The following is a 21854-nucleotide window of genomic DNA, read 5'->3' on the forward strand; positions in this document are numbered from 1 at the left end:
ACCTCATCAGCTGATATTACACCTTATTTTAAGGTAATCTGCTTGACTAAGATCATGACGTTTTTAATGGACCTCGGATGAATCAGCACTTTACCCGGATAATCTTGCTCACTTGCGGCCTCTTGTGTGGCTGCAGCAACACCCAGGATCCTGGCGAGTATGCCGGCAAGCTCAAGGACAGGCTCGCCACCGACATCAAGGAAAATGGCCTGAAACTCTTTACCTACAGCGCCAGGCAGGTCGACGCCCCGACGCCTGACTCGGGAGATGCCGGGGCGCGGCCGCTGCGCGCTGGCGGAGGTATGAGCCCCAAAGATAGGCAGCAGGCCGCGGCGCACCAAGCGCAGGCATTGGCAGACTGGGCGGCCCAAATAGAACTTGGGTTAGGGAAAACCCTGGAGATGACAGGCTATTGCCGTCAGGGTTACATAGAGCTCTATCGCTCGATAGCCTATGGTCGGGGTGAAATTCACGGCGAGTGCAAGGAAGGGGCAGATGCCGGCGACAGGCAAAAATTTACCCTGCAATGAGCAAAGGACAGAGGCGCAGCCGAGCCCAAATAGGGGTCGCCGGCCTCGGCCTCAACATAGCTTGAAACAGATCATATACAGGGACTTCTCATCCGGATAGATGCGGCTAATCACCGCCTGCAGCTCATCCAGCGGCATGTTTTCCTGCAACGCATGCCGTTCATCTATGTCGTCTACCTCGAGCGGGGTCACGGACAAGATCTGAATATTGCAAAACCAGCGGCCGGTTTCGAAGGTCGAAACACTCACTATCTCGCCGGGCAGGAGATCCGCCTCGGCATGATTCCTGATGGTGATAGTCTTGGCGCCACTGAGAATATCCTTTTCAAATCTATGATAAAAAGTCATTTGCTTTAGGGGTCGAGTCATGCGCCAGCTCCTTAGGGTCTATGCAGATATTCCGGTTTCATCCAGACCTAAGCTTACTCAATAGATGGGATCGAAGCAAAACATGGTCAGCCGCCTCGGTTTACGTTAGAATTCGCCCCTGATTGCGCCGCCGGCCACAGCGACGGTTCCCCTATCGTCGCCAAAGTATGTAAGAGACAGAATGAACAAGAAACAAAAGATCATCAAGAAACTGGCGAAGCGCGCCAAAGCCAGACAGAACAAGGTCGAGGTCACCAGTGTCGGTGTCTCAGGCAAAGAGCGCTACATCTCCAAGGCCGAGCGGGCGCGTTTAGCCGCGCAGGTCGACGCTGCAGAAGCCAATGCCCCTGAAACCACTGCTCCTGAAGCCAATGCCCCTGAAGCCGAAGCAGCGGCAACCCAGGGCACAGATGCCGTTCCGGCAACTGCCACAGGCGACAGCCAAGCCTGATTTTCCCGCTCCGAGTCCCGGAGTGTTTGCCAAGTTGAACCCGGCCCTGTCCGGGTTCAGTCTTATTTATCCCCTTATGCTCATCATGCCCAGAACGCTCTCGCTAGTGCTTGCGATAGCGCTCTCAGCATCAAAGTTCGCCGCTCCGCTATTTCTCAGGCTCCTGCGGCCGGCTGAAGCCGACCAGTTCGGGGACTGAATCATCCAGGGCCTCCTCCGCCAACTGCGCCATCTGAGTGCATGACGAAGACAGGGGATTGGGGCTTATCGGACTCATCTCGGCTTCCGCCTCGACCCCGCCAGGCTCTGAGCCGTGCATGACGCCGGGGGCAAACGAACTGACCCGCTCAACCAAGCGATAGGCCATCATCACGGCGAAGACGCCGAACAGCACTGATCCCAGCACCTGGCCGATCAAGACCCCGTGGACCCCGCCCCATAGCGCACCGAAATACACGAATGGCATGGTCCCCAGCGTCGCCTTGCCCACATTGAAGAAACTGGAATACTTCGCCTTGCCCAGGTTATTGAAGGAAGCGTTGGCGACGAACAGGATGCCGGAAAAGATGAAGAATACCGCTATGTAGCTGCAGAAAAACAACACCAGCTCGGCACTGTCTCCCTTAAGATCGAATACCCGAATGACTTGAGACTTGAGGGCGAACAACAACAGGGACACCAGCAAGACATAAAAAGTGCAGAACTGGATGGCCCGGGTCAGGCTCTCGCGCACCCTGGCATATTCTCCGGCGCCATAGTTCTGCCCCACTATGGGGCCTATGGCACCGGATAAGGCGAATATCATCCCGAAACAGACGGGAATGAGGCGGCCAAGCACGGCCCAGCCCGCCACATAGGCGTCGCCGAAGTCGGCGATGGCGCGGGTCACCACGGCATTGCCTATGGGAGTCGCGACATTGGTCAGCATGGCCGGCGCGGCAATGGCAAATATCGGCCGGAGATCTTGCTTGAACGCCGGCCAATCGAAGCGGCCGAACAACTTATGTTTGAAGATGATCCCCCGCCCGGCCACCAGCAACACAGCCAGTCGCGCCAGCACGGACGCCAGCGCCGCGCCTTCGATCCCCATGGCAAACATGAAGATTAAGATGGGATCGAAGATAGCATTGACTCCGCCCCCCGTCAGGGTCGAGAACATGGATAACTTGGCATCGCCGACGGCCCGCAGCGCCCCGCCCAGCGCCATTGCCAGGCAGATCAGAGGCAAGGAGGGCACCAGTATGTAGAGATAATCGCCCGCAAGCTCGGCCGTATGACCCGTCGCCCCGACCAGGGAGACCAATTCGGGAATGAAGCTGGTCACCAGGGTCGCAACCAGCAAGCTGACCACCAGGGTCACCACGGCGCTGTTGAGCAGCAACCGCCTGGCGAGCTTGAGATCTTTGGCCCCTATGGCGCGGGAAACCAGGGCGCCCAAGGCGATGGACAGACCTATGCCTATCGAAGTGGTGAAAAAGGAGATGCTGCCGGCATAGCCCACCGCCGCCGCCAACTCCTGCTCCCCCAATAGACTGAGGAAGAAGATATCCAGCAGATCGACCACAAACAGCGCCGAGATGCCGACGGCGGCCGTCGAACTCATCACCAGGATATGGTTCAGTATGGGTCCCTGTACAAATTTAGCCTTGGTCATTGTTATCCTTGTTTCCAAATGAGTTTTCAGATGAGATTCTGGCTAAGTGGCCATCGTCTTCTCAGGCATCCGACTCGAGTTTGCTGCCACAATGGTCACAGTATAACGCATTGTTTTCATGGCCTATCTTCAAACAATTACTGCAACGTCGCAGGTCGCGGCTGCGATTCATTTCCTGGGAAATTTCCACCGTCAATATCCCTGTGGGGATGGCTATGATGGAATAGCCGAGCAACATGGTAAAGGCGGCGATCGCCTGCCCCAGATTGGTCTTGGGGGTGATATCGCCATAACCTACTGTGGTGATGGTCACCACAGTCCAGTAGATAGACTTGGGGATGGAGCTGAAGCCATTCACTGGTCCTTCGACCACATACATGATGGCACCGAGCACCATGATGATCAGGCTGACGGAAAAGAAGAAGATGAACACCTTACGCCCCGACTGCAATATCGCCTTGAGCAGGACATTGCCTTCGCTCAGGTAGCGCAACAACTTGAGCACCCGGAAGATACGGAATAAACGCAATACCCTGATGACCAGGGTGACGTTGGCGCCGGGAATAAAGATCGCCAGGTAGCTGGGCAATATGGACAAGAGATCCACCACCCCATAGAAACTGCGGGCATACGCCAGCGGCTTGGTCGAGCTATAGAGGCGCAGGCCATATTCCAGGGTAAAGATGACGGTGAACACCCACTCGAGCCCGCGGATCAGCTGGCTATACTCCTGATTGATGCTGCGTATGGTATCGAGAAACACCAGGGCGACACTCAAGACGATACATAGGATGAGGGCTAAATCGAAATAGCGCCCGGCCGGGGTATCTGTGCCGAATATCACTACCCTGAGCCTATGCCTAAGGCCATGGTCATCATTGTTTTCTTTGGACATATATCTGCTAACTTCCATTATCAAGCATTCACGGGACCACTGGCTGGCAGTCGTCAGGGTGCCAGTCTGCCACGCATTGGCACCCGGCTCAAAAATAATCTAGTCAACAAGGCCTATAATTTCGGGTATCATCCCGGCAACATGGCGCGTCGCCCATGCGCATCTATATGCTTGAATCACTGCTTAAACCACTTGCCGACTGTTTGAGGGAATTATGCGTTTTACTTTGTTATCGGCCGCCGTCTTGCTGAGCCAGCTATTGTCTTTGCCACTGCAAGCCTCATCGTCCCCCGCCGCAGTGAAAGTCGACCTGGTGGTGGTCACCAAATCCGAGAATAGCCTGGTATTGTTGCGCAATGGGGAGATAGTCAAAAAATATCACATCGCCATGGGGGACACCCCAGCCGGCCATAAGCTCAAGGAAGGCGATCAACGCACTCCCCAGGGGCGCTACCTATTAGACTACAAAAAGTCCGACAGCGCCTTTTATAAATCCATCCACATCTCCTATCCCAATGAAGAAGACAAGCTGCGGGCCCAGGCACTGGGGTTAAGCCCAGGCGGCATGATAATGATCCATGGCCAGAATCCCAGATCTTCCCTGCCGGCGGAAGAAGCACAGAGATACAACTGGACCAATGGCTGTATCGCGGTCACCAACAAGGAAATGGATGAGATCTGGCAGGCCATAGACGCAGGCACCCCGATAGAGATCTGGCCCTGAGCCGCTCGCCCGCATGGGCACTAGCAACATAAGCACTAGCAGCGTTGGCACAAGCATTAGCACAAACATGATTAACGAGCACACAATGACAGCACTCCCCCTCAGCAGTGACGCCCTGGATGCCGGCTGGCCGGCATTCGTTCAGGCCATACAGGAATTCATCACCCGTTTGGGACTGACCCGGTTGCAGCTGGAATGCGATCACGCGGCCCTCAGGGTCAATAGTGTCGCCGCCGCCGATGCCCTGCGCCTCGCCTTTAGCCGCCGGGGACAGGTGATTTCCGAGGCCAAGATCAACGGCAGGCCCATATTGATCATTAAGCTGGATGAGCCATTGCAGCTGGGCCCCATGGCTGTCGAGTGCATAGAGCTGCCCTACCCGGGTGACAAACACTACCCTCAGGAAGGCTGGGAACACATAGAGCTGGTGTTGCCATCACAGGCCAGGGACTGCCAGGCCCTGGCCGCCGAACTGCTCGCACGCGTGCCCGCTTTGGCCCCTGTGCTCGCCGGCGACACGGACATAGAAGTTAAGCTCAGTTCCCCCAAGGGGGATGGCGAGCGCCTCGCCAACCCGACCATCGCCTTCAAGGCCGGGCCCCTGTGTATCAAGCTGCACCCCCACTCAATCCAGGCCATAGTCGCCAGCGAAGCCCAGACACAGCAGCATAGGCCAGGCTAACTAAACAGCAGAGGCGCTCGCCCGAGCGCCTTCGGCAGACGTCACCATCCCGTATCTCCCATGCCTGCGACCGAATGGGCTTGCCCATTCGGCTTTTTCGGGCGATAAATAGGCTTAAGTAACACAGGATTAGGGAGAGGTCAGCGATGAAACAGATGAAGCATGAGCCGCAGCTGCTGAAATTGGCACTGGAAATAGGTGTAGGTTACGCCAAGAAACGCGGTTTCGCCGACTTCGACAAGGGGGTGTCACCGAAAGACAAGGTCGAATGTATCTACCGCTTATTGGTCAACGACAACTTGATCCAGCCTCTGGCCAAAGACAAGGAAGACGGCCCCAACATGAAACATAAGCTCATACTCTGGATCAGTCGGCAATTGCCGGCCGAACACCCTCTGCTGAACGATTAGCGTCGCCAGTCAGCGGCCAGCCTTGGCGCTGGCCTTGCGCCGCTTGGCGGCCAGTACCTGGTCCATGGCAGGCACCAGGCTGCTGGCATCGAGGCGCATCTGATACCAGTTAATGCGCCAATCCAGGTGGGGGCCTGTGGCCCGGCCGGTGGAGCCCACTTCGGCCACCGCCTGACCTTGTTTAACAGCGTCACCCACCTTGAGGTACAGCTTGCTCAGATGCAGGAAGCTGGAGCTCACCCCATAACCATGATCTATGATCACTGTGCCACCCGAGTAAAACATGTCGGGCACCGCCAGGCTTATCACCCCATCGGCGGGCGCCACCACCACAGTGCCTGTCTTGGCCGCCACATCGACGCCGAAGTGCGGATTGCCGGGGACGCCATTATAGACTCTCTGGCTGCCGTAGACCCCGGAGACTCTGCCCGTCAGTGGCCAGATGAAGTCACTCAAGAATCCCGTCTGCGCCGAGTCTGTGGCCCTGGCGGCCTTGACCGCGGCGCTGTCTTTGGCTGCCCGCGCCAATGCCTTTGGGTCCGGCTGCATTATCTGCTTGCTGATCCCTTTCACCTGCTGAATATCGTACTGCCGCTTGGCGACTTTGAGGGGTTTAATCTCGGTCAGCCCGTCCGGGTACACCAGGCTAAGGCTCTGCTCCGCCCCGGCATCGCGATCGAAACCGAAGGCAAACTGCCCCCCGGGTGTCACCCTGAGTGGCTCGCCGTTGAGGCTGACCCGGGTCCCCGCCGGCGCCGCCGCCCGGATCAAAGCGCCCTGGCGAAACTCGCCCTGAAAACTCACCTCGGCCATCACATCCACGGCGGTAACGGCACTCAGCAGTCCGGTTGCCAGTGGGATCCAACTCAACAAATGCCGCACATTTGCCTCCTTCAAGCTCATTAACAAAAAGCCTGAGCTATGCTCAGGCCTGAATACTGGTGCTAGCCATGACTGGCGATGGCTCCCTTGCCGACACCCTCGAAGGCAATCACCTTGAAGTGGCTGCCGGGCACTTTGGCCGCCAGGGTGCTGGCCATGAAGTCGGCCAGCAATTCGACCGTAGTGTCGTGGGGAATGAGATCACAGTTGCCCTTGGGCATGGCGAGCTGAAAATCCCCCTGGGGCGCCTGGTAGTGGAAGCCGTAGTGGCTGTCATCGCTGATCTGGGTCTGGGGCGACAGGGTCAGCTCGGTGACAGACACAAGATCTTCCTCACTGCCCAGATAAATATCCTGCCAGCGTCTGGCCCAGTACTCATCCCAGAAGGGGGCCGCCTCGCCGTTTTCAAACACAGTCACAGGGCTGCGATGCCCATGGGCGATGCGCTGACAATTGCCGTCATGTTTACGCAGCCCGTGGCTGTAATGGTAATAGGGGGTATCCAGCTGTTCGTTGCGCAGGGTCAGGTAGATGCCTTCGACATTGGCGGGCAGGGCCTCACGCAGCGCCTGTTGCAGGAACAGATTCACGCTGACAAAGTCTATCACTTCACTCGGCACCAGGGCGAAGGCCTGGGCCGGACAGGCCAGGTGGATCCCCCCCTGCTCGCTGTCGAAATCCATCCAGACTCTGTCACCCTGCTGCTGCCAGCGCACCTGGTTACAGGCAGTGGGCACCAATAAACGGTGATCGGCCACCGCATCTATGGTTTGCTTTATGGTGCGTTTCACCTTGGCGAAATCGAGCACCATATTCTGCTCGTCCAGACCACCATCGAGCAACACATCTATTATCCAACTTTCCCCTACCATGCCGCGCTGCGGACACAGGTAGGAAAAGTCCAATACGGTTAAATCTTTGACAAACAGTTGCATGTAAACTCCCAGGCGGAAAAACAGTCCACCTCTTGACCCAAAATGGTTCCTGCCGGCAGTGGCCGGTGGAACCCTGATGCCCGTAAGCACGGATACTCATGTAGTGTCGGACATTCTAATCAATTGTGCCCATATCGGCGAGGAATGATTCGTCCATGGCCATTATTCCGCTGGTTTTATCGGCTCGGCGCCGCGGCCCAAGAAACAAAAAGCGCATCCTAGGATGCGCTTGGCAGCTCAAGACGGTGGCCCAGACCTGCGGCTTAGGCCCGGTGCTCATGCCCGGTGCTTAGTCCTAGCGCTCATGCTGTTACGCTTGGCTCAGGATGTAATCCAGCGCCCCTTTGATGGCGGCCACCTGGGCGTCGTTGCATTCGCGCTCGCTCGCCCTTGGGCTATCCGGGTACACCTCTGTGGTGGTGCCATAGGTGCAATGGGTCAGGCTGCTGCAGAGTCCCAGTGTCTTCACCGGATAGTTGATCACCCCAGGTTGCGCCAGGGGTTCGCCGATGATCTTGCCGTCGGCGTCGGCCGGGGCTATGTGGGTCACTGCGCTCACGGCGGCTATGATGGCTTCCTGGAATGCCGGCTGCGGATTTTCACTGTCCCCCACCAGGTAGAAGCCGTCCGGCACTGTGTCTGCCACATAGTCCCGACCGTCACGGGCCGCCAGTGCCGGTCTGAACTCCTGCTCGTCCGAATCTGTGGTTTCATGCAGATCTATGTGCGCCAGGATGTCACACTCCAGGGAGGCGACCAGACGCATCAAGGCAGCCGACTCTTCGGCCGGACTCTGGGCGTAGAAGGAGCGATTGGGATCCACGGCATTGGGGTTCCAGCGGTTGATGGTTTCATAACCCCAGGGGCTGACGCAGGGGGCCACCAGGATGTTGAAGTGTTCAGCGTAATTTTCGGCCTGGGTATCGAGGAACTTGATCGCCCCCTGCACCCCGCTGGTCTCATAGCCATGCACCCCGCCGGTGATCAGTATGCAGGGCTTGTTGCTGTCCCATCCCAGGGTTTTCAGCGCCAGCAGCGGATAGCGCGCGGCATCATAGGACAGAGCGCCGTATTGCAAGCGCTCGAAGCGCGTCCCGAGCGATTCAAGCTTGTCGAGCACTTCTTCCCGGTAGGAGCGTTTGATGCCGGCTCTCGCCAGCCAGGTCGCCTTCTCTACGTCTCCCCAAGGTTCGCCTGGGGTGCCTATGGGATAAGAATTTGAACTTTGCATGAGTCTGCCTTTTGTCATTATTGATTCAGATTGGGGCCAAAAATAGCGGCTATTGCCTGGCCGTGCAAGTGAGCTGATAGTTGTGTGAGTGAGCCAAGTGACAGCCGCATCCCTGTCCGTGGCCGGAAAGCATAGATCAGCGTCATGACCCATGGCAACGGTACCAGTCAAAGAGATAAGTCAAAGGGAGCAGGCAAAGAGATAAGTCAAAGGGAGCAGGCAAAGAGATAAGGCCAAAATAGACACTTCACGCCCCGGGGTTGCAGGCCCAGGCTTATCCTGTCCTCTATAACCTCAAGCCCCTATGGCTTCGAATTTCCCAAAGCCTAAGTTTTCGTTAGCCCTCAGCCAGGCCATAGCTCTTACTGAAGGCCTGCAGGCCACTGGCGGTAAATAGCATGGCCCTGGAGTCGAGTGCTCTCTCTGCCCAGCCCTTCGCCAGAATATCCTCGAGGATCCAATTGCCCAAGGCCCCGGCGAGATGGCTGCGCCTCTCGCTCCAATCCAGGCATGACTTGCACAGCGGGCGCCGACGCCTGTCCTGGCGCCCCTTGAGTTCCTCGAGATCCAGCCCCAAGGCGGCGAAAAATGCCCTGCCCTCGGCCGTCAAGCGAGTTTCATCCTGCTCCCGGGTGAGCAGCTGTTGCGCCCCCAAGGCATCATAGAGCGCCACCCCAAGTTCGCCGGCCAAATGGTCGTAACAGACCCGTGCCCGTCTGAGCCCTGGGTCCGCCGGCCCATGGACACTCTTGGGATTAAGGCTGCCGGCGCTGATATTGAGCAAGCTTTCCAACAGCTCGGCGACTTGCGGGCTCTGCAACTGAAAATACTTATGCCGCCCCTGCTTGCGGACCCGCAGCAGCTCGCCCTCCACCAGCTTGCTCAGGTGACTGCTGGCGGTTTGCGCCGTGACATCGGCTTCCACTGCCAGTTCTGTCGCCGTCAGCGCCTGGCCTCCCAGCAGGGCGACCAAGATGCGGGAGCGGGCGGTGTCGCCGATAAGGGCGGCGATAAAGGCGATGTTGGGTTCCATGGGTTGTCTTCTATCCTGGGGCGGCTTGCTTTACGGGCTTACGCCTGCATCCGCTACGGTTCGATGGCCGTCGAAGCATAGGTTTTTCCGGCCGTTACTATGCCTAAAAGCTACCTAAAGGCGTCAATGAATACAAGCCAATGAATACAAGCAATGGAGACCTGCGAGATGAAGATCACCTGTTTTATCGAGTACCAACTCAACCCCTTTAAGATCGAGCAGTTTCGGGAGTATGCCGAAAACTGGGGCGAACTCATTCCCGCCTGCGGCGGCGAGCTGCTCGGCTACTTCCTGCCCCATGAGGGCACCAATGACAGGGCATTTGGCCTGATCAGTTTCGACAGCCTGGCCGCTTATGAAGCATATCGCCACAGGTTGCAAACGACCGAGGCCGGCAAGGCTAACTTCATGCTGGCCAAACAGGGGGAGTTCATCGTCTCGGAGAAGCGCAGCTTTCTGACCCCGGTCCCCAATACCTATCAACGCCCGGCGCAGGAGGCATGATGCTAGCGGTTATCTTTGAAGTGACACCCAAGAGTACCACTAAGGAGGCGTACCTGGCGCTCGCGACCGAGTTGAAGACGACCCTGGTGGAGATGCCCGGCTTCATCTCCATAGAGAGGTTTCAGAGCCTGGCGGATCCAAAACGCCTGCTGTCGCTGTCATTCTGGGAGGATGAGGCCGCGGTGCGCGCCTGGCGCGAGCAACTATGCCATCGCCATGCCCAGACCCAGGGCCGCGAACACATCTTCGCCGACTATCGGCTGAGGGTCGCAGAAGTGGTCCGTGATTACGGCATGTTTGACCGGGTGCAGGCGCCGCAATCCTTGCCCGCATCATGCCCAGACAGCATTTGCTGACACCTTTTCCTGATACCATTTCCCGACACATGGAGCCGCTGACATGGAACTGCTCGACTACCTCAATCGCCATTTTTACACCCTACAGCAACTGCTGGAGCTCACCCAGGTCTCGGAGCAGGCGCTGCGACGTTACCAAAACCAGGACGCCATGCCGCTATGCTCCTACCGGCTGCGGCTGGATATCGGCTGCGATTCCTTCTTCGGCCCCCACAGGGAACAAGATGAGATAGAGTACTACGCCAGGGGCTACGCCGCCTGGCTGGCACTGCTGCACTCGCTTGAGACTCACCCGCCGAAGGCAAGCAGAGGCGCGGCTGGCGCAAAAGGTTACCCGATATTTTATCGGCGTTACCTCGATGCCATGGAACGGCTGCAGGCCCATGGCCAGTTATGCCACAATTTGACCTCGGGCCCGACGCTGGATGCACATATTGAGCGGGAATGGGCGCATTTCCTGGCGGGAACCTATGGCCTCTGCACCAGGTCCGGCCTGCCGGAAGATATCGCGGCCAAGGAACTCGCCATCTCGGCCATCAACGCCATAACCACAGCAGATGAACTGGATAGTGAACTGGATGAACAGCAGCGGCTTAAGCTGACCAGGGCAGTGAACCTGCTGGATGAAGTCAGCGCCGGATTTGCGCCACACGAACGACAGCGCAGCTCCCGACATAGGTTGGTGGATGAGATGCGCCGCCGCTATCGCTTGCAGGCCCAGGGCGCATGAGCCGGCGGCCTGTTACTCACTAACCTCTCACTCCCCGCCCGCTAGCCGGCGGGCGCTTGCTTCGGCGCCTGAGTGTCCGCGGCCACTCTCAGGCTTATCGGCTGATCCTCTGCCGTCAGCTCTATGTAGATCACGCTGCCAGGGCCACACTGGTTGCCGACTATCATGGCGGCTATGGGGTTCTCCAGCTGCCTTTCTATCTCGCGCCTCAGTGGCCGGGCACCGTAGGCTGGCTCGAAACCGTCCTTGGCCAGTTTGGCGATGACGGCATCGGCGATCACCAGGCGTATGCCTATGGCCTGCATCTGCTGACACAGGGTCTTGAGCAAGAGCCTGGCTATCTGCTGTACGTCCTCCCGGGTCAGGTAATGGAACACTATGATGTCGTCGAGGCGGTTGAGAAATTCGGGTTTGAAAAACTTCTTCACCTCCTGCATCACCGAGTGGCGTGCCGTCTCATAATCAGGATCTTTGCTGAAGATGAAGCCCACCGGCGGCTTGTCGGTGATCAGCGCCTCCGACCCCAGGTTGGAGGTGCCTATCAGCAAGGTGTTGCGAAAGGACACGGTGCGGCCCTGGGCATCGGTCAGACGCCCGTCCTCGAGGATTTGCAGCAGTATGTTGAACACATCCGGATGGGCCTTCTCCAGTTCGTCCAGCAAAATAATGCTGTAGGGATTGCGGCGCACCTTCTCCGTCAGCTGGCCGCCCTCACCGTAACCCACATAACCCGGCGGGGCGCCTATCATCTTGGACACCTCATGGCGCTCCATGTATTCGGACATGTCCAGGCGGATGATCTTGCTCTCGTCATCGAGCATGAATTCCGCCAAGGCCTTGGCCAGCTCTGTCTTGCCTACGCCCGTGGGGCCGAGAAACAGGAAGGAGCCTATGGGCCTATGGCCACGATCTATGCCGGTGCGATTGCGGCGTATGGCATTGGCCACCGCCGACACTGCATCTTGCTGCCCGACGATGCGCTGATGCAGCTTGTCTTCCATATGGGACAGCTTGTCGCTCTCGGACTCCGCCAGCCGGGCGACGGGGATCCCCGTCAGGCGGGAAACCACCCGCGCTATGTCTTCGGCCGTCACCCACCTGTCTTCGGTGCTCCTGTCGTTCAGCAGCTGATTGCGCTCCGCATCCAGCTGCTGCTCCAGATTGATGATCTGCGTCTGCAGCGCGGCGACCCGCTCAAACTCCTGTGCATTGAAGGCATCTTGCTTATCGGCCAACAATGACTGACGTTGCCGCTCCAATTCCTGCATCGGCCTGGACAGGGCCAACAGGTGCAGCCTGCGGTCGGCCCCCGCCTCATCCATCAGATCCACCGCCTTGTCCGGCAAGTGGCGGTCGGTAATGTAGCGCTCCGACAACCTGGCGGCGGCCTCCAGCGCCTGGGGCCGATAATGGATATCATGGTGACCCTCAAACTTGGGGGCCAGGCCCTCGAGGATGGCGATGGTTTCCTCGACGCTGGGTTCGCGCACCATTATGGGCTGAAAGCGCCGCTCCAGCGCCTTATCGGCCTCGACATACCTGTGATACTCCTCCAGGGTGTCGGCCCCTATGACCTGCAGTGCCCCTTGAGCCAAGGCACTCTTGAGCAGCGCAGGTGCATCCAGGCCGCCGGCACCTGCACCTGCGCCAACCACTGTATGCAACTCGTCGATGAAGAGGATGATCTGCCCCTGTGAGGCTATGACGGCATCGCGCACCCCCTTGATGCGCTCCTCGAACTCGCCGCGCATGCTGGCACCCGCGATGATTTCCGCCAGATCCAGCGACAGCACACGCTTACCCCTGAGGATGTCTGGCACCCTGGCCTCGGCGATGCGCTGGGCCAGTCCCTCGACTATCACTGTCTTGCCGACCCCGGGTTCGCCTATCAGCACAGGGTTGTTTTTCTTGCGCCGCGACAGGGTCTGGATCACCCTGGCGATTTCATCTTCCCTGCCTATGACGGGATCCAACTCGCCGCTGCGTGCCATCTTGGTCAGATCTTGGGTATATTCATCCAGCGGATCCTTGCGCCCCTCGGCATCCTGGGCGTCGAGCGTCTTACCGTTTCTCAGCTGGATCAACACCTTGCGCAGCGGTTCTGCCTTAATGCCATGATTGCTCAGGTGGATGGCGACGGCGCCGGCACGCTCGTGACAGAGTCCCAGCAGCAGGGCGCCTGTGCCCGTGAAGGCATCGCCGAGTTTTTTGGCCTCTTTCAGTGCGATACGAAAGACTTCTTCGACCTCGGGAGAGGCGACGACCTGGTTGGCCTGTTGTTGCAGCGGCAGCTGCTCGAGGGAAAGATAGATGTCCTGGGTGAGATCCCTCAGGGCTTGCTGGGGATTGTCCAGCACTTGCTGCAACATCTGCACGGCTTCCGAGTCCGGCAAGGAGAGCAGGCCCAGCAGCAGATGTTCCGGGGTCAGCACATTCTGGTGGGCGCTGGCCAGTTCGGCGATGGCGACATTCAGGCTCTTGTGCACTTCCTGGCTGCATTGGCGGATATATTGCTGAAACACCTTCACCCCCTGCGACGGTCAAAGACATTCCTGATTATAGTCCATTAGCCCCGGCCGGGATGGCCAACCCGGGCACTTCAACGCATTCAATCCTGTGCGCCTGTGTCCGGCTTGAGCCCCAGGCTCGCCTCGCCCCCCCTTTGCACCCCAACGCTTCGCCGAAGCTCGCGAGCCTATGGGGCTGGCCTGCCATCATCTTGGCCACGTCATTGAGTTGCAGCGTCACAGAGCCGGCATCGAACACCACGGGCCGCCAGCCGGTTTAGTTGCCGAACATGAGCTTATGCCATTCAGCTTGGCGACAGCTTTGCTAGCTCGAGGTAAACCAGGGTTAAGACGGGGTGAACAAAGTCGCCACGCTGCAACGCCCTTGTTGCATGCCTGGGTGCCCCGGCCCCCGAACCGGCCTTTATTTGCTGCGTCAACTGGCGAGCCATTGCCAGCCGGATGGCGACTGTATTAGTCTCTGCCCGATTGCGGTTTCCGCTGTCGCAAGGGTGAACCCAAACCCATTGCACTTTTTAAGTCGTTCCGTCAGTGCCTCAGCCTTCCCGCTCTTTGTTCCGAGGCACCGAATGGCGGAACTCATTTCGACTCCAATATTTAGAGGAAGTAACATGAAAATCATACCCACAGGCATCGCAGCACTCCTGCTCATCTGTACTCTCACCGCCTGCAACGACAAGCAGGCCGAAGAGACGGGTGTCATAAAGACCAGTGCCGAGATGCAAGCCATGGACAAGACCATGGATGACGTCGCCACAGAGGTGGATGACAAGCCGAACAAGACGCTGGAATTGAGCGATCAGGCCCTAGAAGAGATGGGCGATAAGCTGGATGCGGCGGCGACCGAATTGGGCAACAAGGTTGAGGATGCATGCAAAGAAGTGCAAGCCGGCCTGAAAACAGCAACGCCCAAGTGCTGACAGGCCTGTGCCGCTAAAGACAAGGCCTGAGCCGGTACCTGAGTCCTGCTGAGCTGACAGGTACAACTCGCACACCCACACACAAAAAAAGCGCTTATAGCGCTTTTTTTTTTGCCTGCGGGTTGTTAGCCAACTGGGCCTGAGGGCTATTCGCCCTTGAGGCGACGGTCGAGCTGATCCTTGAGGTTGGCCGGCACGCCCTTGATCATTATGGTGTCGGACACAGGATCATAGATCACCCGCTGGCCCAGATGGCCGCCGTCGAAACTCAGGGTCACGCCGCCGCCCGTGCCGGAGAACTTCTTCAACTGCCTCAGGGTCGACTTGTCGGCGGGAAACTCTTCGTCCAGCTCGTAGGCGCCGCCGCGGGCGAAGTCATAGAAGGACTCCATGCCCTGATCCGCCAGCTCGTCGGCCAGATCTTTGATTTCTATGTCGGCGCCGCTGTCGAAACGCTCGCTGCAATACTCGAAGACCTTGTCACGGCATTGCTGACGCTCGTCCTTGGTCAGCTCGCTGCCGGCGACGAAGTCTTCCACCGCATTCATCAGTGTCTTGTTCTGTGCCTTGGTGTTGACCCCTTCGACGCAGCCCATGAAGTCGAGGAAGAAATCGGCGACCTTGCGACCGGCGCGGCCACGGATGAAGGAAATGTACTTGCGCGAGTCCTTATCGGCCTGCCATTCGGTCAGATCGATACGCGCCGCCAGCTGGATGTTGTTGAGATCCAGATGGTTATTCTGCGACAGCTCCATGTCGTCCAGTACCGTCATCGACGATTTGGCGTTCAGCAGCGCCACGAACAGATAATCGCTGGTCATGGAGGTATAGCAGGACATCAGCAGGAATCCGCCCTGGCTGAAGTCGTATTTCGCCAGCTCATCCTGCAGCAGCTTGCTGGCGCGGCCGGAAAATTCGACGAACCCCAGCTCACCCTCACGGTACTGCCCCAGGGCATCGGCAAACGCCGGGTTGGCTTCGCCATCGTCACCGGCAATGCCGAAATAACCGAAGCCCTTGCCCGCCTTGCCGGTATAGGTCTGGTGCAGCTCTTCGAGCATGGTCTCGACAGCCTGACTGTTCAGCAGAGGTTGAGGACGCAAACGGCAGCGCAGCTGGCCTTGGCTGTCCTGGGAAATCTCGTGAATAATTGCTTGTTCGATGTTAATACTCATAAGCCCTGATAGTGATACTGGAATAAATCCGCTATTATATGCCGCTAATCCATTCCAAAGTGAAACATTTTTTGATCATGGCTATCCAATCCAAATACTCTAATACCCAAGTAGAATCCCTGATCGCCGAATTGCTGGCGGTACTGGAAAAACATCAGGCACCGACCGATCTCAGCCTCATGGTATTGGGCAACTGCATTTCCCACCTGTTGCAGACCAAGGTACCGGATGCCTCGCGTCAGGCGGTCGCCGAACAGTTTGCCAAGGCGCTGGCGCAATCGGTTAAGGCCAAGTAACTCGGTCAAGATCAAGCAACGGGGCGATATTGACGCATTAATCCGCCGCGGCATGTGCAGCGGCATTGGTATATTGCAAAAAAGCACTTAAGATACCTAAGTCTTTCAGGAATAAACGGATCCATATGGTCGAGCGCAAAAAGCAGATGGGACGGGACAAGGTTTCACGCCTGGTCAACTGGGGTCATTGGTTTGCCTTCTTCAATGGGCTGCTGGCCATGATAGTGGGCAGCCGCTACCTGGGCAGCGTCGGCTACCCGGAGACCTGGATAGGCTGGGGCTACCTCGCCATCAGCACCATAGGTCAGTTCAGTTTCCTGGCCTTCATGGTCTACCTTGTGTGCTTATTCCCCATTACCTTGCTCTTGCCCTATTCCAAGATTTTGCGCGGCTTTGCCGCCCTGGTCGCGACCCTTGGGCTATGTCTGCTCCTGTATGACACCATAGTCTATGACGACTATGGCCTGCACCTGAGCCCCTTCGCCTTCGATCTGGCCTGGGCCGATCTCAATGCCCTGCTGCAGAGCACGTCTTACATAGTCACGCCGCTGGCGATCATCACCCTGGAACTGACGCTGGCCAATGCCCTGTGGAAGCGCATAGAAAAACTCCAAAAATACCACCTGGGCAATAAGGTGGTCGCCTTCATCGGCGTCTGCTTCATCAGCAGCCACCTGGTGCATATCTGGGCCGATGCCGCCGACATCACAGAGATCACCGGCTTCGACGAGACATATCCCCTGTCCTACCCGGCCACGGCACGCTCCTTCATGGAAAGCCATGGCATAGAAGGCACAGGGCCGCGCCGCTCCAAAGCCGCCCTCAGGAGCACGCTCAATTATCCGGCCCAGCCGCTGCAATGCCAGAGCGACAACCTGCCCAATGTCCTGCTCATCAGCATAGACAGCCTGAGGGCGGACATGCTCGACGCCAAGACAATGCCATTTCTGAGCCGGTACAGCGCCCAAAACCTGTCCTTCGGCCAGCACTACAGCGGCGGCAACCAGTTCAAGACAGGCATCTTCTCCCTGCTCTACGGTTTGCAGGGCAGCTATGGCGATGCCGTGGGCCTGAGTGAAACCAGCCCGGTGCTGACCCAGACCCTGGCCGCCCAGGGCTACCGGCTTGGCCTCTTCAGCACCCAGACGAATCTGGAGCAGGTGAGCCCCAAGGCCACCTTCAAGGACTTCAGCATAGAAACGGCCAGCGAGACCAACGGCAGTGCCGAGGCAGATATCCAGTCGGTACAGCATTTTCAGGCATGGCATGCGGCCCAGTCTGCGCCTTGGTTCGCCCTGCTCAACCTCAAGGCGCCGGACAACTATGACACCCCGGTCGGTTTCCTCGGCATAGAAACCGTCAGGGCGGCGAGCACGCTCAAGCCGGCCGAAAAAGTCCTGTTTAACCAGTATCGCCAGTCGCTCAACTTCATCGACCAGCAGCTGCAAGCCACCCTCGCCGGCGTGTCACCCGACACTCTGGTGATCATCACTGGGGTCAGCGGCAAGCTATTCACCAGCAACCTGAACGAAGCCAGCCGGGACATGTCCCCCGCCAGCGTCAGAGTGCCCATGATAATCCACTGGCCCAACATGGGCAGCGGCAACAAGGTGAAGTACCGCACCAGTCATTACGGCCTGGTGCCTACCCTGATGAGCCAGGTGTTGGGCTGCACCAACCAGAGCACGGACTACAGCGCCGGCCGCAGCCTGCTGCAACCCAGCAAGGAAAACTGGGTCTACATAGGCGACAGCCGCATCTTCGCCATCTATCAGGAAAATGAAATTACCGTGATAGACAGGCATGGCAAGTACCGTATCTTCGATGAACACTATGAGAAACACCTGCATAAGAAGATGAGTGCCCCCGAGCTTATCCAGGTGATGCGTGAAGGCCGCAGGCTCTACAACCATTAATGGGCGTTAAGGTGGGCAGCAGACGCGGGGCCGATTTTTCAGCTCCAGCTTGAGCATAAGCATGAGCCCAGGCTTTGAGCATGAGTGAGTATGAAAAAGTATGAGCCCAGGCTTCCCCACAGGCGCGACTCAGGGGAAGCCAACAAAATCAGATTAGAAACTAGGCAGTTAAACGCAAAGTGATGACATATCGCTTGCAGAAGCCCCGAGGGCTTGATAAAGTTCTGCCTCGTTGAGACATACCCCACATGAGTGTCTCGATACAGGTTAATCCCAGTCTAAGCGCTGTATTGACCAAAACAATTTCGGTATGTAGCGCAGCCCGGTAGCGCACTGTCATGGGGTGTCAGGGGTCGGAGGTTCGAATCCTCTCATACCGACCAAATTAAACGAGAAAGCCCGTAGTTCTTAGTGACTTACGGGCTTTTTTGTATCTGCAAATCCTTCGGGTGAACGGCTTGAGTGTAGCGCGCCGTGCGGTTTGGTAATTCGCGCCGCCAGATATGGGAAGTTTTGGATTTCCCAAACCAGCCGACTCCTTCTTCGCTGCTGGGGTTATATCCCCTTTCTTTAATTGCCTTAAATACGCCTTCTGCCAGACAAGAGTCTCAATGCCGCACAGAGCAGCACACCCGAGAGCGACCCTGGCCCCCGTTCGCCGCATATCGCTATGCAAAAGCGACAGACAATAAATGATTGGCCTGAAGTGTGACTTGCACCGTCTTCATGTAAAGCGCAGCAATGACACGCCAGCTCTTGATCTCAAATAAGTCGTCCCTGAGGGCTCGACGACGGCAACATGCCTCCATGCACAAAAGCCAGCTCGCCTTCCCTGGCTCCCGTTCGCTGCATATCGCTACGCGATGCTCACCCTGCCGCCAACGGTCACTGGTGCAACAATGCCAATCCGAAACTGTGTCTGCAGGGCTGCAAGGCCTTGAGTTTGGGTTAATGTCGTAAATGGCAGTATGGGAATGTGTCTTCATGGTCCCATGATACGGGGCCAGACAGTACTAACGGATTGGAAAGGTTTCGGGATTGGCTTAAGTTATGGTTTCAACGCCATAATGGGCAAAAAATGCTTTCAGAACATCTGCAAATAGATACTTCTTTAAACTGTATTCATCCGTTAATAGGTAATCAGGCTCATAATGACTAACTTGGCTCATTTTCAGTGCCAACTGCTCAAATGAATCCAGATAAAGTTCGAACAGCAACTGCCTGGAGATAGCTCCTGAGTCAGGTTCAAGCTCAAACAAGTTGAAAGCCACCTTTCCCAGCAGCCTATCGGAAGCACAAGGAGTAAGAGTTATTTGAATTTTTTTCCCTAATATCTCGAATACATCTGGGTATGATGGGTCAACACATGGCTCCCCTATTTTGTTATCTCTGAGCCAGACTGTGAACATTTCTTTCAATGTTGCATTACTGGCGCGAATTTGTTGATATGCTTGAATAGCATGGTTTAACGTTACCTTCTGCATTTCATTTCCTTATTTAGCTCGTTAATTTACTTGCCAAGACCTGCAGATGGTAGGCCATGGTTGCTATCACTCTGACGCAGGCCCACCAGAAGATACTTCCCAGCAGCGCGGCGCTGTACAGAGTCTAGCTCAAATCAAGTGTACTGCCCGCTCCCGTACCAAAGCCTTGGTCCGGCACCAGCGCCAGTTTGAAAAACAGGGCCAACGCCAACACCATGCCCAGAAGGGCGATTCTTGTACCGAGAAACCGAAATACACCGATAACGCTGATGGGGAGTAACAGGGGCAGTGATAAGAGAACTGTCTGACATATTTCACTCCTTGAAAAATAATTTAGGAGTTAAATTATCATGTTATTGCCATCGATTTAGCTCACAGTACACAGACACCGCTGTCCCGAAGCTAGGCAGGGCTGTGTTTTGCAGTGGCTCGAAGTAGATGTTTTTCAAATTAAGTATTAGAAAATTTTTGGTATTTCTCTTGTAGTTCTTCTTGTGTTTTTTTCTTATTTTTCTGAATGTTAGGCTTCACATGAGAAGCTTCAGTTTGTAAGGCTAGGTTATGCTGATAATTTTCGTTTTTCTTAAGCCTAGTCTTGAGATTTTTCAGGCTATCTTTCACATGAGACGACACATTACGGTCATACTTTGAGTCCAAGCAGACCTGAATCGTTACACGCTTTCCGTTACGCAAATGGATAGTTTCTTCTTTGACATTAGATCCGTCTGGTAGAACCCGCACGTTAACCTTGGTTGACATCCCAACCTCCAATTATTTGATGCAAAACACTATCATCGTTCAAGTTAGTACTCTTGAGCTTTGGTCCACTCTCTTTAAGCTCAAGAGTGCAAACTTTGCTTACACTCTCCCAACTGGGATCATTCATGCAACGATAGTATGTAAGTATCGGTTCATTACTGTAAACATCAAATATCAGGCCAAGATTAACATAGCGATCCGTTCTAAGAAATCGATAAAATGCGCGTCTACAAGACTCTTGCCGATCGAGACTAACAAGAATCAAATGTACAATGTAACCTTCCTTAATCAAGTCATCCCTAAGTTCCCTTAGCCTTCCTACATCAGAACCTACTTTGGCGACGACCATATTAATGCCAAAAAAAGTGAGGGCTTCTTTTAAATTTACTTGATCGGAGTCTTGTTCATTTTCCCCGAAAGTAACCAAGGCCGATTCTTCATGCACCAGACTTGCCCCAATGTCCGAGCTAAACTCAGGAAATTTTCTCTTGGCATAGTCACTATCTACAATATACGAGCCTGTAGCATCGGCGATTTTTGTTGCTATCGTTGATTTTCCTGATGCAGGAGATCCTATTAAAATATAGGCTATTTTGTCCGAGACAACATCAGTGAGGGGCATTGCCCCTCCTTGCCCTAGGGCTATATTCTCATCATTGGCAAGGCGTTGATGGCGAAATAATTCTTCAAAAATCTTATTCCTCAGCTCATCACGTTTATCATCTTTTTTATAGGCCGGGTCTCGATACTTCACTGACGATAAAGTACCTTCCACTTTTTGGGCCTCCAATGCGGCATCAGCTTTACTTAACCGCACTTTATACTTGTTAGCATCTCGTGACTCAAACTCTAAAACATTGATGAGGAATTTGCTTGCAAGATCTGGTGAACTGAGAGGTCTGCCGTATTCCTTAGCCATCTGTAATCCCTGTAATTTGTTCAAGTTTTAAATTACAACCATTTTATCCTCAAAACAATCTCCGCTGCTTCTTGGCCACGAACGCCGCACGCCACCCGCTGCTAGGCGATGATCTGGCCAATGCGCCGCCCGGTGAGACATAGTCTCGCGAAGGTACCCTTAACCCGCGCCAAGTGCGGCTGTAAACGCCTCTCCCTGATGACATCGCTCCGCTCTATACACAAATATTTACTCATCATTCCCCTGCTGATCAGGTGCAAATCTTGGGACATTCAAGACATAAGGTGTGGGCACGATCTTGGCCTTCGACAACATGGATGTTTTCGTAGAGCCCACAAGGAAGTGCTCGTGGCGTGCCAAGGGAGTGCCTGCACCTTAACCTAATGCACAAGACAAGGAAGTGCTCGTAACGCCGTCCCTGGCTAAATGCCAGTTCGTCATCAGTGACTCACGTTCATGAACTCTGAAATC

23 protein-coding genes and 1 tRNA gene are annotated in these 21854 nt (G+C 56.0%); 12 read left to right on the forward strand and 12 right to left on the reverse strand.

Features of this window, described 5'->3' with window-relative positions; genetic code table 11:
• Positions 1–77 precede the first annotated feature (77 nt).
• Positions 78–530 (forward strand): hypothetical protein, encoded by a 453-nt coding sequence (locus LZP73_RS01415; protein WP_234232709.1) that lies wholly within the window; start codon positions 78–80, stop codon positions 528–530.
• A gap of 51 nt (positions 531–581) precedes the next feature.
• On the opposite strand, the gene yqfB is transcribed toward LZP73_RS01415, so the two are convergent.
• Positions 582–899 carry a N(4)-acetylcytidine aminohydrolase gene (yqfB, locus tag LZP73_RS01420; protein WP_234232710.1) on the reverse strand — a complete coding sequence of 106 codons (318 nt, stop codon included), beginning with the start codon at positions 897–899 and terminating at the stop codon, positions 582–584.
• Between the two features lie 181 nt (positions 900–1080).
• Between yqfB and LZP73_RS01425 the strand changes: the two genes are divergently transcribed.
• A complete protein-coding gene (locus tag LZP73_RS01425) occupies positions 1081–1350 on the forward strand; it encodes a DUF2986 domain-containing protein (RefSeq protein ID WP_234232711.1) in 270 nt (89 codons plus the stop codon).
• Positions 1351–1498: 148 nt separating this feature from the next.
• Here the strand turns inward: LZP73_RS01425 and LZP73_RS01430 are convergent, their stop codons facing one another.
• Positions 1499–3004 carry an MATE family efflux transporter gene (locus tag LZP73_RS01430; RefSeq protein ID WP_234232712.1) on the reverse strand — a complete coding sequence of 502 codons (1506 nt, stop codon included), beginning with the start codon at positions 3002–3004 and terminating at the stop codon, positions 1499–1501.
• 61 nt (positions 3005–3065) lie between these two features.
• The gene (locus LZP73_RS01435) at positions 3066–3899 is read right to left on the reverse strand and encodes an ion transporter (RefSeq protein ID WP_234232713.1); all 834 of its coding nucleotides are present in this window, start codon (positions 3897–3899) and stop codon (positions 3066–3068) included.
• A gap of 214 nt (positions 3900–4113) precedes the next feature.
• Here LZP73_RS01435 and LZP73_RS01440 point away from each other — a divergent pair, with 214 nt between their 5' ends.
• The 3 genes from LZP73_RS01440 (at position 4114) to LZP73_RS01450 (ending at position 5715) form a co-directional block, all read left to right on the forward strand.
• On the forward strand, positions 4114–4623 hold the full coding sequence (locus LZP73_RS01440; RefSeq protein ID WP_169563011.1) for a L,D-transpeptidase family protein: 510 nt from the start codon (positions 4114–4116) through the stop codon (positions 4621–4623).
• Positions 4624–4708: 85 nt separating this feature from the next.
• Entirely contained in the window at positions 4709–5305 is a 597-nt protein-coding gene (locus LZP73_RS01445) for a VOC family protein (RefSeq protein WP_234232714.1), read from the forward strand.
• Between the two features lie 146 nt (positions 5306–5451).
• Positions 5452–5715 carry a DUF5062 family protein gene (locus LZP73_RS01450; protein ID WP_234232715.1) on the forward strand — a complete coding sequence of 88 codons (264 nt, stop codon included), beginning with the start codon at positions 5452–5454 and terminating at the stop codon, positions 5713–5715.
• Between the two features lie 9 nt (positions 5716–5724).
• Here LZP73_RS01450 and LZP73_RS01455 read toward each other — a convergent pair whose 3' ends face one another.
• From LZP73_RS01455 to LZP73_RS01470, 4 genes are all read right to left on the reverse strand, one after another.
• Positions 5725–6528 carry a M23 family metallopeptidase gene (locus LZP73_RS01455; RefSeq protein WP_234233312.1) on the reverse strand — a complete coding sequence of 268 codons (804 nt, stop codon included), beginning with the start codon at positions 6526–6528 and terminating at the stop codon, positions 5725–5727.
• Between the two features lie 131 nt (positions 6529–6659).
• On the reverse strand, positions 6660–7532 hold the full coding sequence (locus tag LZP73_RS01460) for a 6-carboxytetrahydropterin synthase (RefSeq protein WP_234232716.1): 873 nt from the start codon (positions 7530–7532) through the stop codon (positions 6660–6662).
• Between the two features lie 310 nt (positions 7533–7842).
• A complete protein-coding gene (locus LZP73_RS01465) occupies positions 7843–8763 on the reverse strand; it encodes a M14 family metallopeptidase (RefSeq protein ID WP_234232717.1) in 921 nt (306 codons plus the stop codon).
• A gap of 337 nt (positions 8764–9100) precedes the next feature.
• On the reverse strand, positions 9101–9796 hold the full coding sequence (locus LZP73_RS01470) for an ArsR/SmtB family transcription factor (protein WP_234232718.1): 696 nt from the start codon (positions 9794–9796) through the stop codon (positions 9101–9103).
• Between the two features lie 168 nt (positions 9797–9964).
• Between LZP73_RS01470 and LZP73_RS01475 the strand changes: the two genes are divergently transcribed.
• Genes LZP73_RS01475 through LZP73_RS01485 form a run of 3 tightly spaced genes read left to right on the forward strand, consistent with a single transcriptional unit; the run spans position 9965 to position 11386 of the window.
• Positions 9965–10300 (forward strand): NIPSNAP family protein, encoded by a 336-nt coding sequence (locus tag LZP73_RS01475; protein WP_234232719.1) that lies wholly within the window; start codon positions 9965–9967, stop codon positions 10298–10300.
• Positions 10300–10656, forward strand: a complete 357-nt coding sequence (locus tag LZP73_RS01480) for an antibiotic biosynthesis monooxygenase family protein (RefSeq protein WP_234233313.1) — start codon at positions 10300–10302, stop codon at positions 10654–10656. Before LZP73_RS01475 ends, LZP73_RS01480 begins: the two co-directional genes overlap by 1 nt.
• A gap of 43 nt (positions 10657–10699) precedes the next feature.
• Complete coding sequence (locus LZP73_RS01485; RefSeq protein ID WP_234232720.1) at positions 10700–11386, forward strand: DUF6058 family natural product biosynthesis protein; 687 nt, start codon at positions 10700–10702, stop codon at positions 11384–11386.
• Between the two features lie 41 nt (positions 11387–11427).
• On the opposite strand, the gene LZP73_RS01490 is transcribed toward LZP73_RS01485, so the two are convergent.
• On the reverse strand, positions 11428–13908 hold the full coding sequence (locus LZP73_RS01490) for an ATP-dependent Clp protease ATP-binding subunit (protein WP_234232721.1): 2481 nt from the start codon (positions 13906–13908) through the stop codon (positions 11428–11430).
• Positions 13909–14525: 617 nt separating this feature from the next.
• On the opposite strand from LZP73_RS01490, the gene LZP73_RS01495 reads away from it, so the two are divergent.
• Positions 14526–14834, forward strand: a complete 309-nt coding sequence (locus tag LZP73_RS01495; protein WP_234232722.1) for a hypothetical protein — start codon at positions 14526–14528, stop codon at positions 14832–14834.
• Positions 14835–14980: 146 nt separating this feature from the next.
• On the opposite strand, the gene yejK is transcribed toward LZP73_RS01495, so the two are convergent.
• Positions 14981–16009, reverse strand: coding sequence for a nucleoid-associated protein YejK (yejK, locus tag LZP73_RS01500; RefSeq protein WP_234232723.1), 1029 nt, complete (start codon positions 16007–16009; stop codon positions 14981–14983).
• 77 nt (positions 16010–16086) lie between these two features.
• Between yejK and LZP73_RS01505 the strand changes: the two genes are divergently transcribed.
• The 3 genes from LZP73_RS01505 to LZP73_RS01515 all read left to right on the forward strand — a co-directional run bounded on the left by LZP73_RS01505 (position 16087) and on the right by LZP73_RS01515 (position 18604).
• A complete protein-coding gene (locus tag LZP73_RS01505; RefSeq protein WP_234232724.1) occupies positions 16087–16305 on the forward strand; it encodes a YejL family protein in 219 nt (72 codons plus the stop codon).
• 125 nt (positions 16306–16430) lie between these two features.
• Positions 16431–18221 (forward strand): DUF3413 domain-containing protein, encoded by a 1791-nt coding sequence (locus tag LZP73_RS01510; protein WP_234232725.1) that lies wholly within the window; start codon positions 16431–16433, stop codon positions 18219–18221.
• Positions 18222–18527: 306 nt separating this feature from the next.
• Positions 18528–18604, forward strand: a tRNA-Pro gene (locus LZP73_RS01515).
• A gap of 660 nt (positions 18605–19264) precedes the next feature.
• On the opposite strand, the gene LZP73_RS01520 is transcribed toward LZP73_RS01515, so the two are convergent.
• The 3 genes from LZP73_RS01520 to LZP73_RS01530 all read right to left on the reverse strand — a co-directional run bounded on the left by LZP73_RS01520 (position 19265) and on the right by LZP73_RS01530 (position 21383).
• A complete protein-coding gene (locus LZP73_RS01520) occupies positions 19265–19705 on the reverse strand; it encodes a hypothetical protein (protein WP_234232726.1) in 441 nt (146 codons plus the stop codon).
• A 450-nt stretch (positions 19706–20155) separates the two neighbouring features.
• Entirely contained in the window at positions 20156–20464 is a 309-nt protein-coding gene (locus tag LZP73_RS01525; RefSeq protein ID WP_234232727.1) for a hypothetical protein, read from the reverse strand.
• Positions 20448–21383 carry a zeta toxin family protein gene (locus LZP73_RS01530; RefSeq protein ID WP_234232728.1) on the reverse strand — a complete coding sequence of 312 codons (936 nt, stop codon included), beginning with the start codon at positions 21381–21383 and terminating at the stop codon, positions 20448–20450. Before LZP73_RS01530 ends, LZP73_RS01525 begins: the two co-directional genes overlap by 17 nt.
• Between the last annotated feature and the right edge of the window lie 471 nt (positions 21384–21854).

This window comes from Shewanella sp. AS16, from assembly GCF_021412365.1.
Classification (GTDB): Bacteria; Pseudomonadota; Gammaproteobacteria; order Enterobacterales; family Shewanellaceae; genus Shewanella; species Shewanella salipaludis.

What these genes read in the sequence shown, in the direction of transcription:
- LZP73_RS01415 (WP_234232709.1), top strand. Translation starts at nt 78, where the DNA reads ATGAATCAGCACTTTACCCGGATAATCTTGCTCACTTGCGGCCTCTTG.
- yqfB (WP_234232710.1), bottom strand. Translation starts at nt 899, where the DNA reads ATGACTCGACCCCTAAAGCAAATGACTTTTTATCATAGATTTGAAAAG.
- LZP73_RS01425 (WP_234232711.1), top strand. Translation starts at nt 1,081, where the DNA reads ATGAACAAGAAACAAAAGATCATCAAGAAACTGGCGAAGCGCGCCAAA.
- LZP73_RS01430 (WP_234232712.1), bottom strand. Translation starts at nt 3,004, where the DNA reads ATGACCAAGGCTAAATTTGTACAGGGACCCATACTGAACCATATCCTG.
- LZP73_RS01435 (WP_234232713.1), bottom strand. Translation starts at nt 3,899, where the DNA reads ATGTCCAAAGAAAACAATGATGACCATGGCCTTAGGCATAGGCTCAGG.
- LZP73_RS01440 (WP_169563011.1), top strand. Translation starts at nt 4,114, where the DNA reads ATGCGTTTTACTTTGTTATCGGCCGCCGTCTTGCTGAGCCAGCTATTG.
- LZP73_RS01445 (WP_234232714.1), top strand. Translation starts at nt 4,709, where the DNA reads ATGACAGCACTCCCCCTCAGCAGTGACGCCCTGGATGCCGGCTGGCCG.
- LZP73_RS01450 (WP_234232715.1), top strand. Translation starts at nt 5,452, where the DNA reads ATGAAACAGATGAAGCATGAGCCGCAGCTGCTGAAATTGGCACTGGAA.
- LZP73_RS01455 (WP_234233312.1), bottom strand. Translation starts at nt 6,528, where the DNA reads ATGGCCGAGGTGAGTTTTCAGGGCGAGTTTCGCCAGGGCGCTTTGATC.
- LZP73_RS01460 (WP_234232716.1), bottom strand. Translation starts at nt 7,532, where the DNA reads ATGCAACTGTTTGTCAAAGATTTAACCGTATTGGACTTTTCCTACCTG.
- LZP73_RS01465 (WP_234232717.1), bottom strand. Translation starts at nt 8,763, where the DNA reads ATGCAAAGTTCAAATTCTTATCCCATAGGCACCCCAGGCGAACCTTGG.
- LZP73_RS01470 (WP_234232718.1), bottom strand. Translation starts at nt 9,796, where the DNA reads ATGGAACCCAACATCGCCTTTATCGCCGCCCTTATCGGCGACACCGCC.
- LZP73_RS01475 (WP_234232719.1), top strand. Translation starts at nt 9,965, where the DNA reads ATGAAGATCACCTGTTTTATCGAGTACCAACTCAACCCCTTTAAGATC.
- LZP73_RS01480 (WP_234233313.1), top strand. Translation starts at nt 10,300, where the DNA reads ATGCTAGCGGTTATCTTTGAAGTGACACCCAAGAGTACCACTAAGGAG.
- LZP73_RS01485 (WP_234232720.1), top strand. Translation starts at nt 10,700, where the DNA reads ATGGAACTGCTCGACTACCTCAATCGCCATTTTTACACCCTACAGCAA.
- LZP73_RS01495 (WP_234232722.1), top strand. Translation starts at nt 14,526, where the DNA reads ATGAAAATCATACCCACAGGCATCGCAGCACTCCTGCTCATCTGTACT.
- yejK (WP_234232723.1), bottom strand. Translation starts at nt 16,009, where the DNA reads ATGAGTATTAACATCGAACAAGCAATTATTCACGAGATTTCCCAGGAC.
- LZP73_RS01505 (WP_234232724.1), top strand. Translation starts at nt 16,087, where the DNA reads ATGGCTATCCAATCCAAATACTCTAATACCCAAGTAGAATCCCTGATC.
- LZP73_RS01510 (WP_234232725.1), top strand. Translation starts at nt 16,431, where the DNA reads ATGGTCGAGCGCAAAAAGCAGATGGGACGGGACAAGGTTTCACGCCTG.
- LZP73_RS01520 (WP_234232726.1), bottom strand. Translation starts at nt 19,705, where the DNA reads ATGCAGAAGGTAACGTTAAACCATGCTATTCAAGCATATCAACAAATT.
- LZP73_RS01525 (WP_234232727.1), bottom strand. Translation starts at nt 20,464, where the DNA reads ATGTCAACCAAGGTTAACGTGCGGGTTCTACCAGACGGATCTAATGTC.
- LZP73_RS01530 (WP_234232728.1), bottom strand. Translation starts at nt 21,383, where the DNA reads ATGGCTAAGGAATACGGCAGACCTCTCAGTTCACCAGATCTTGCAAGC.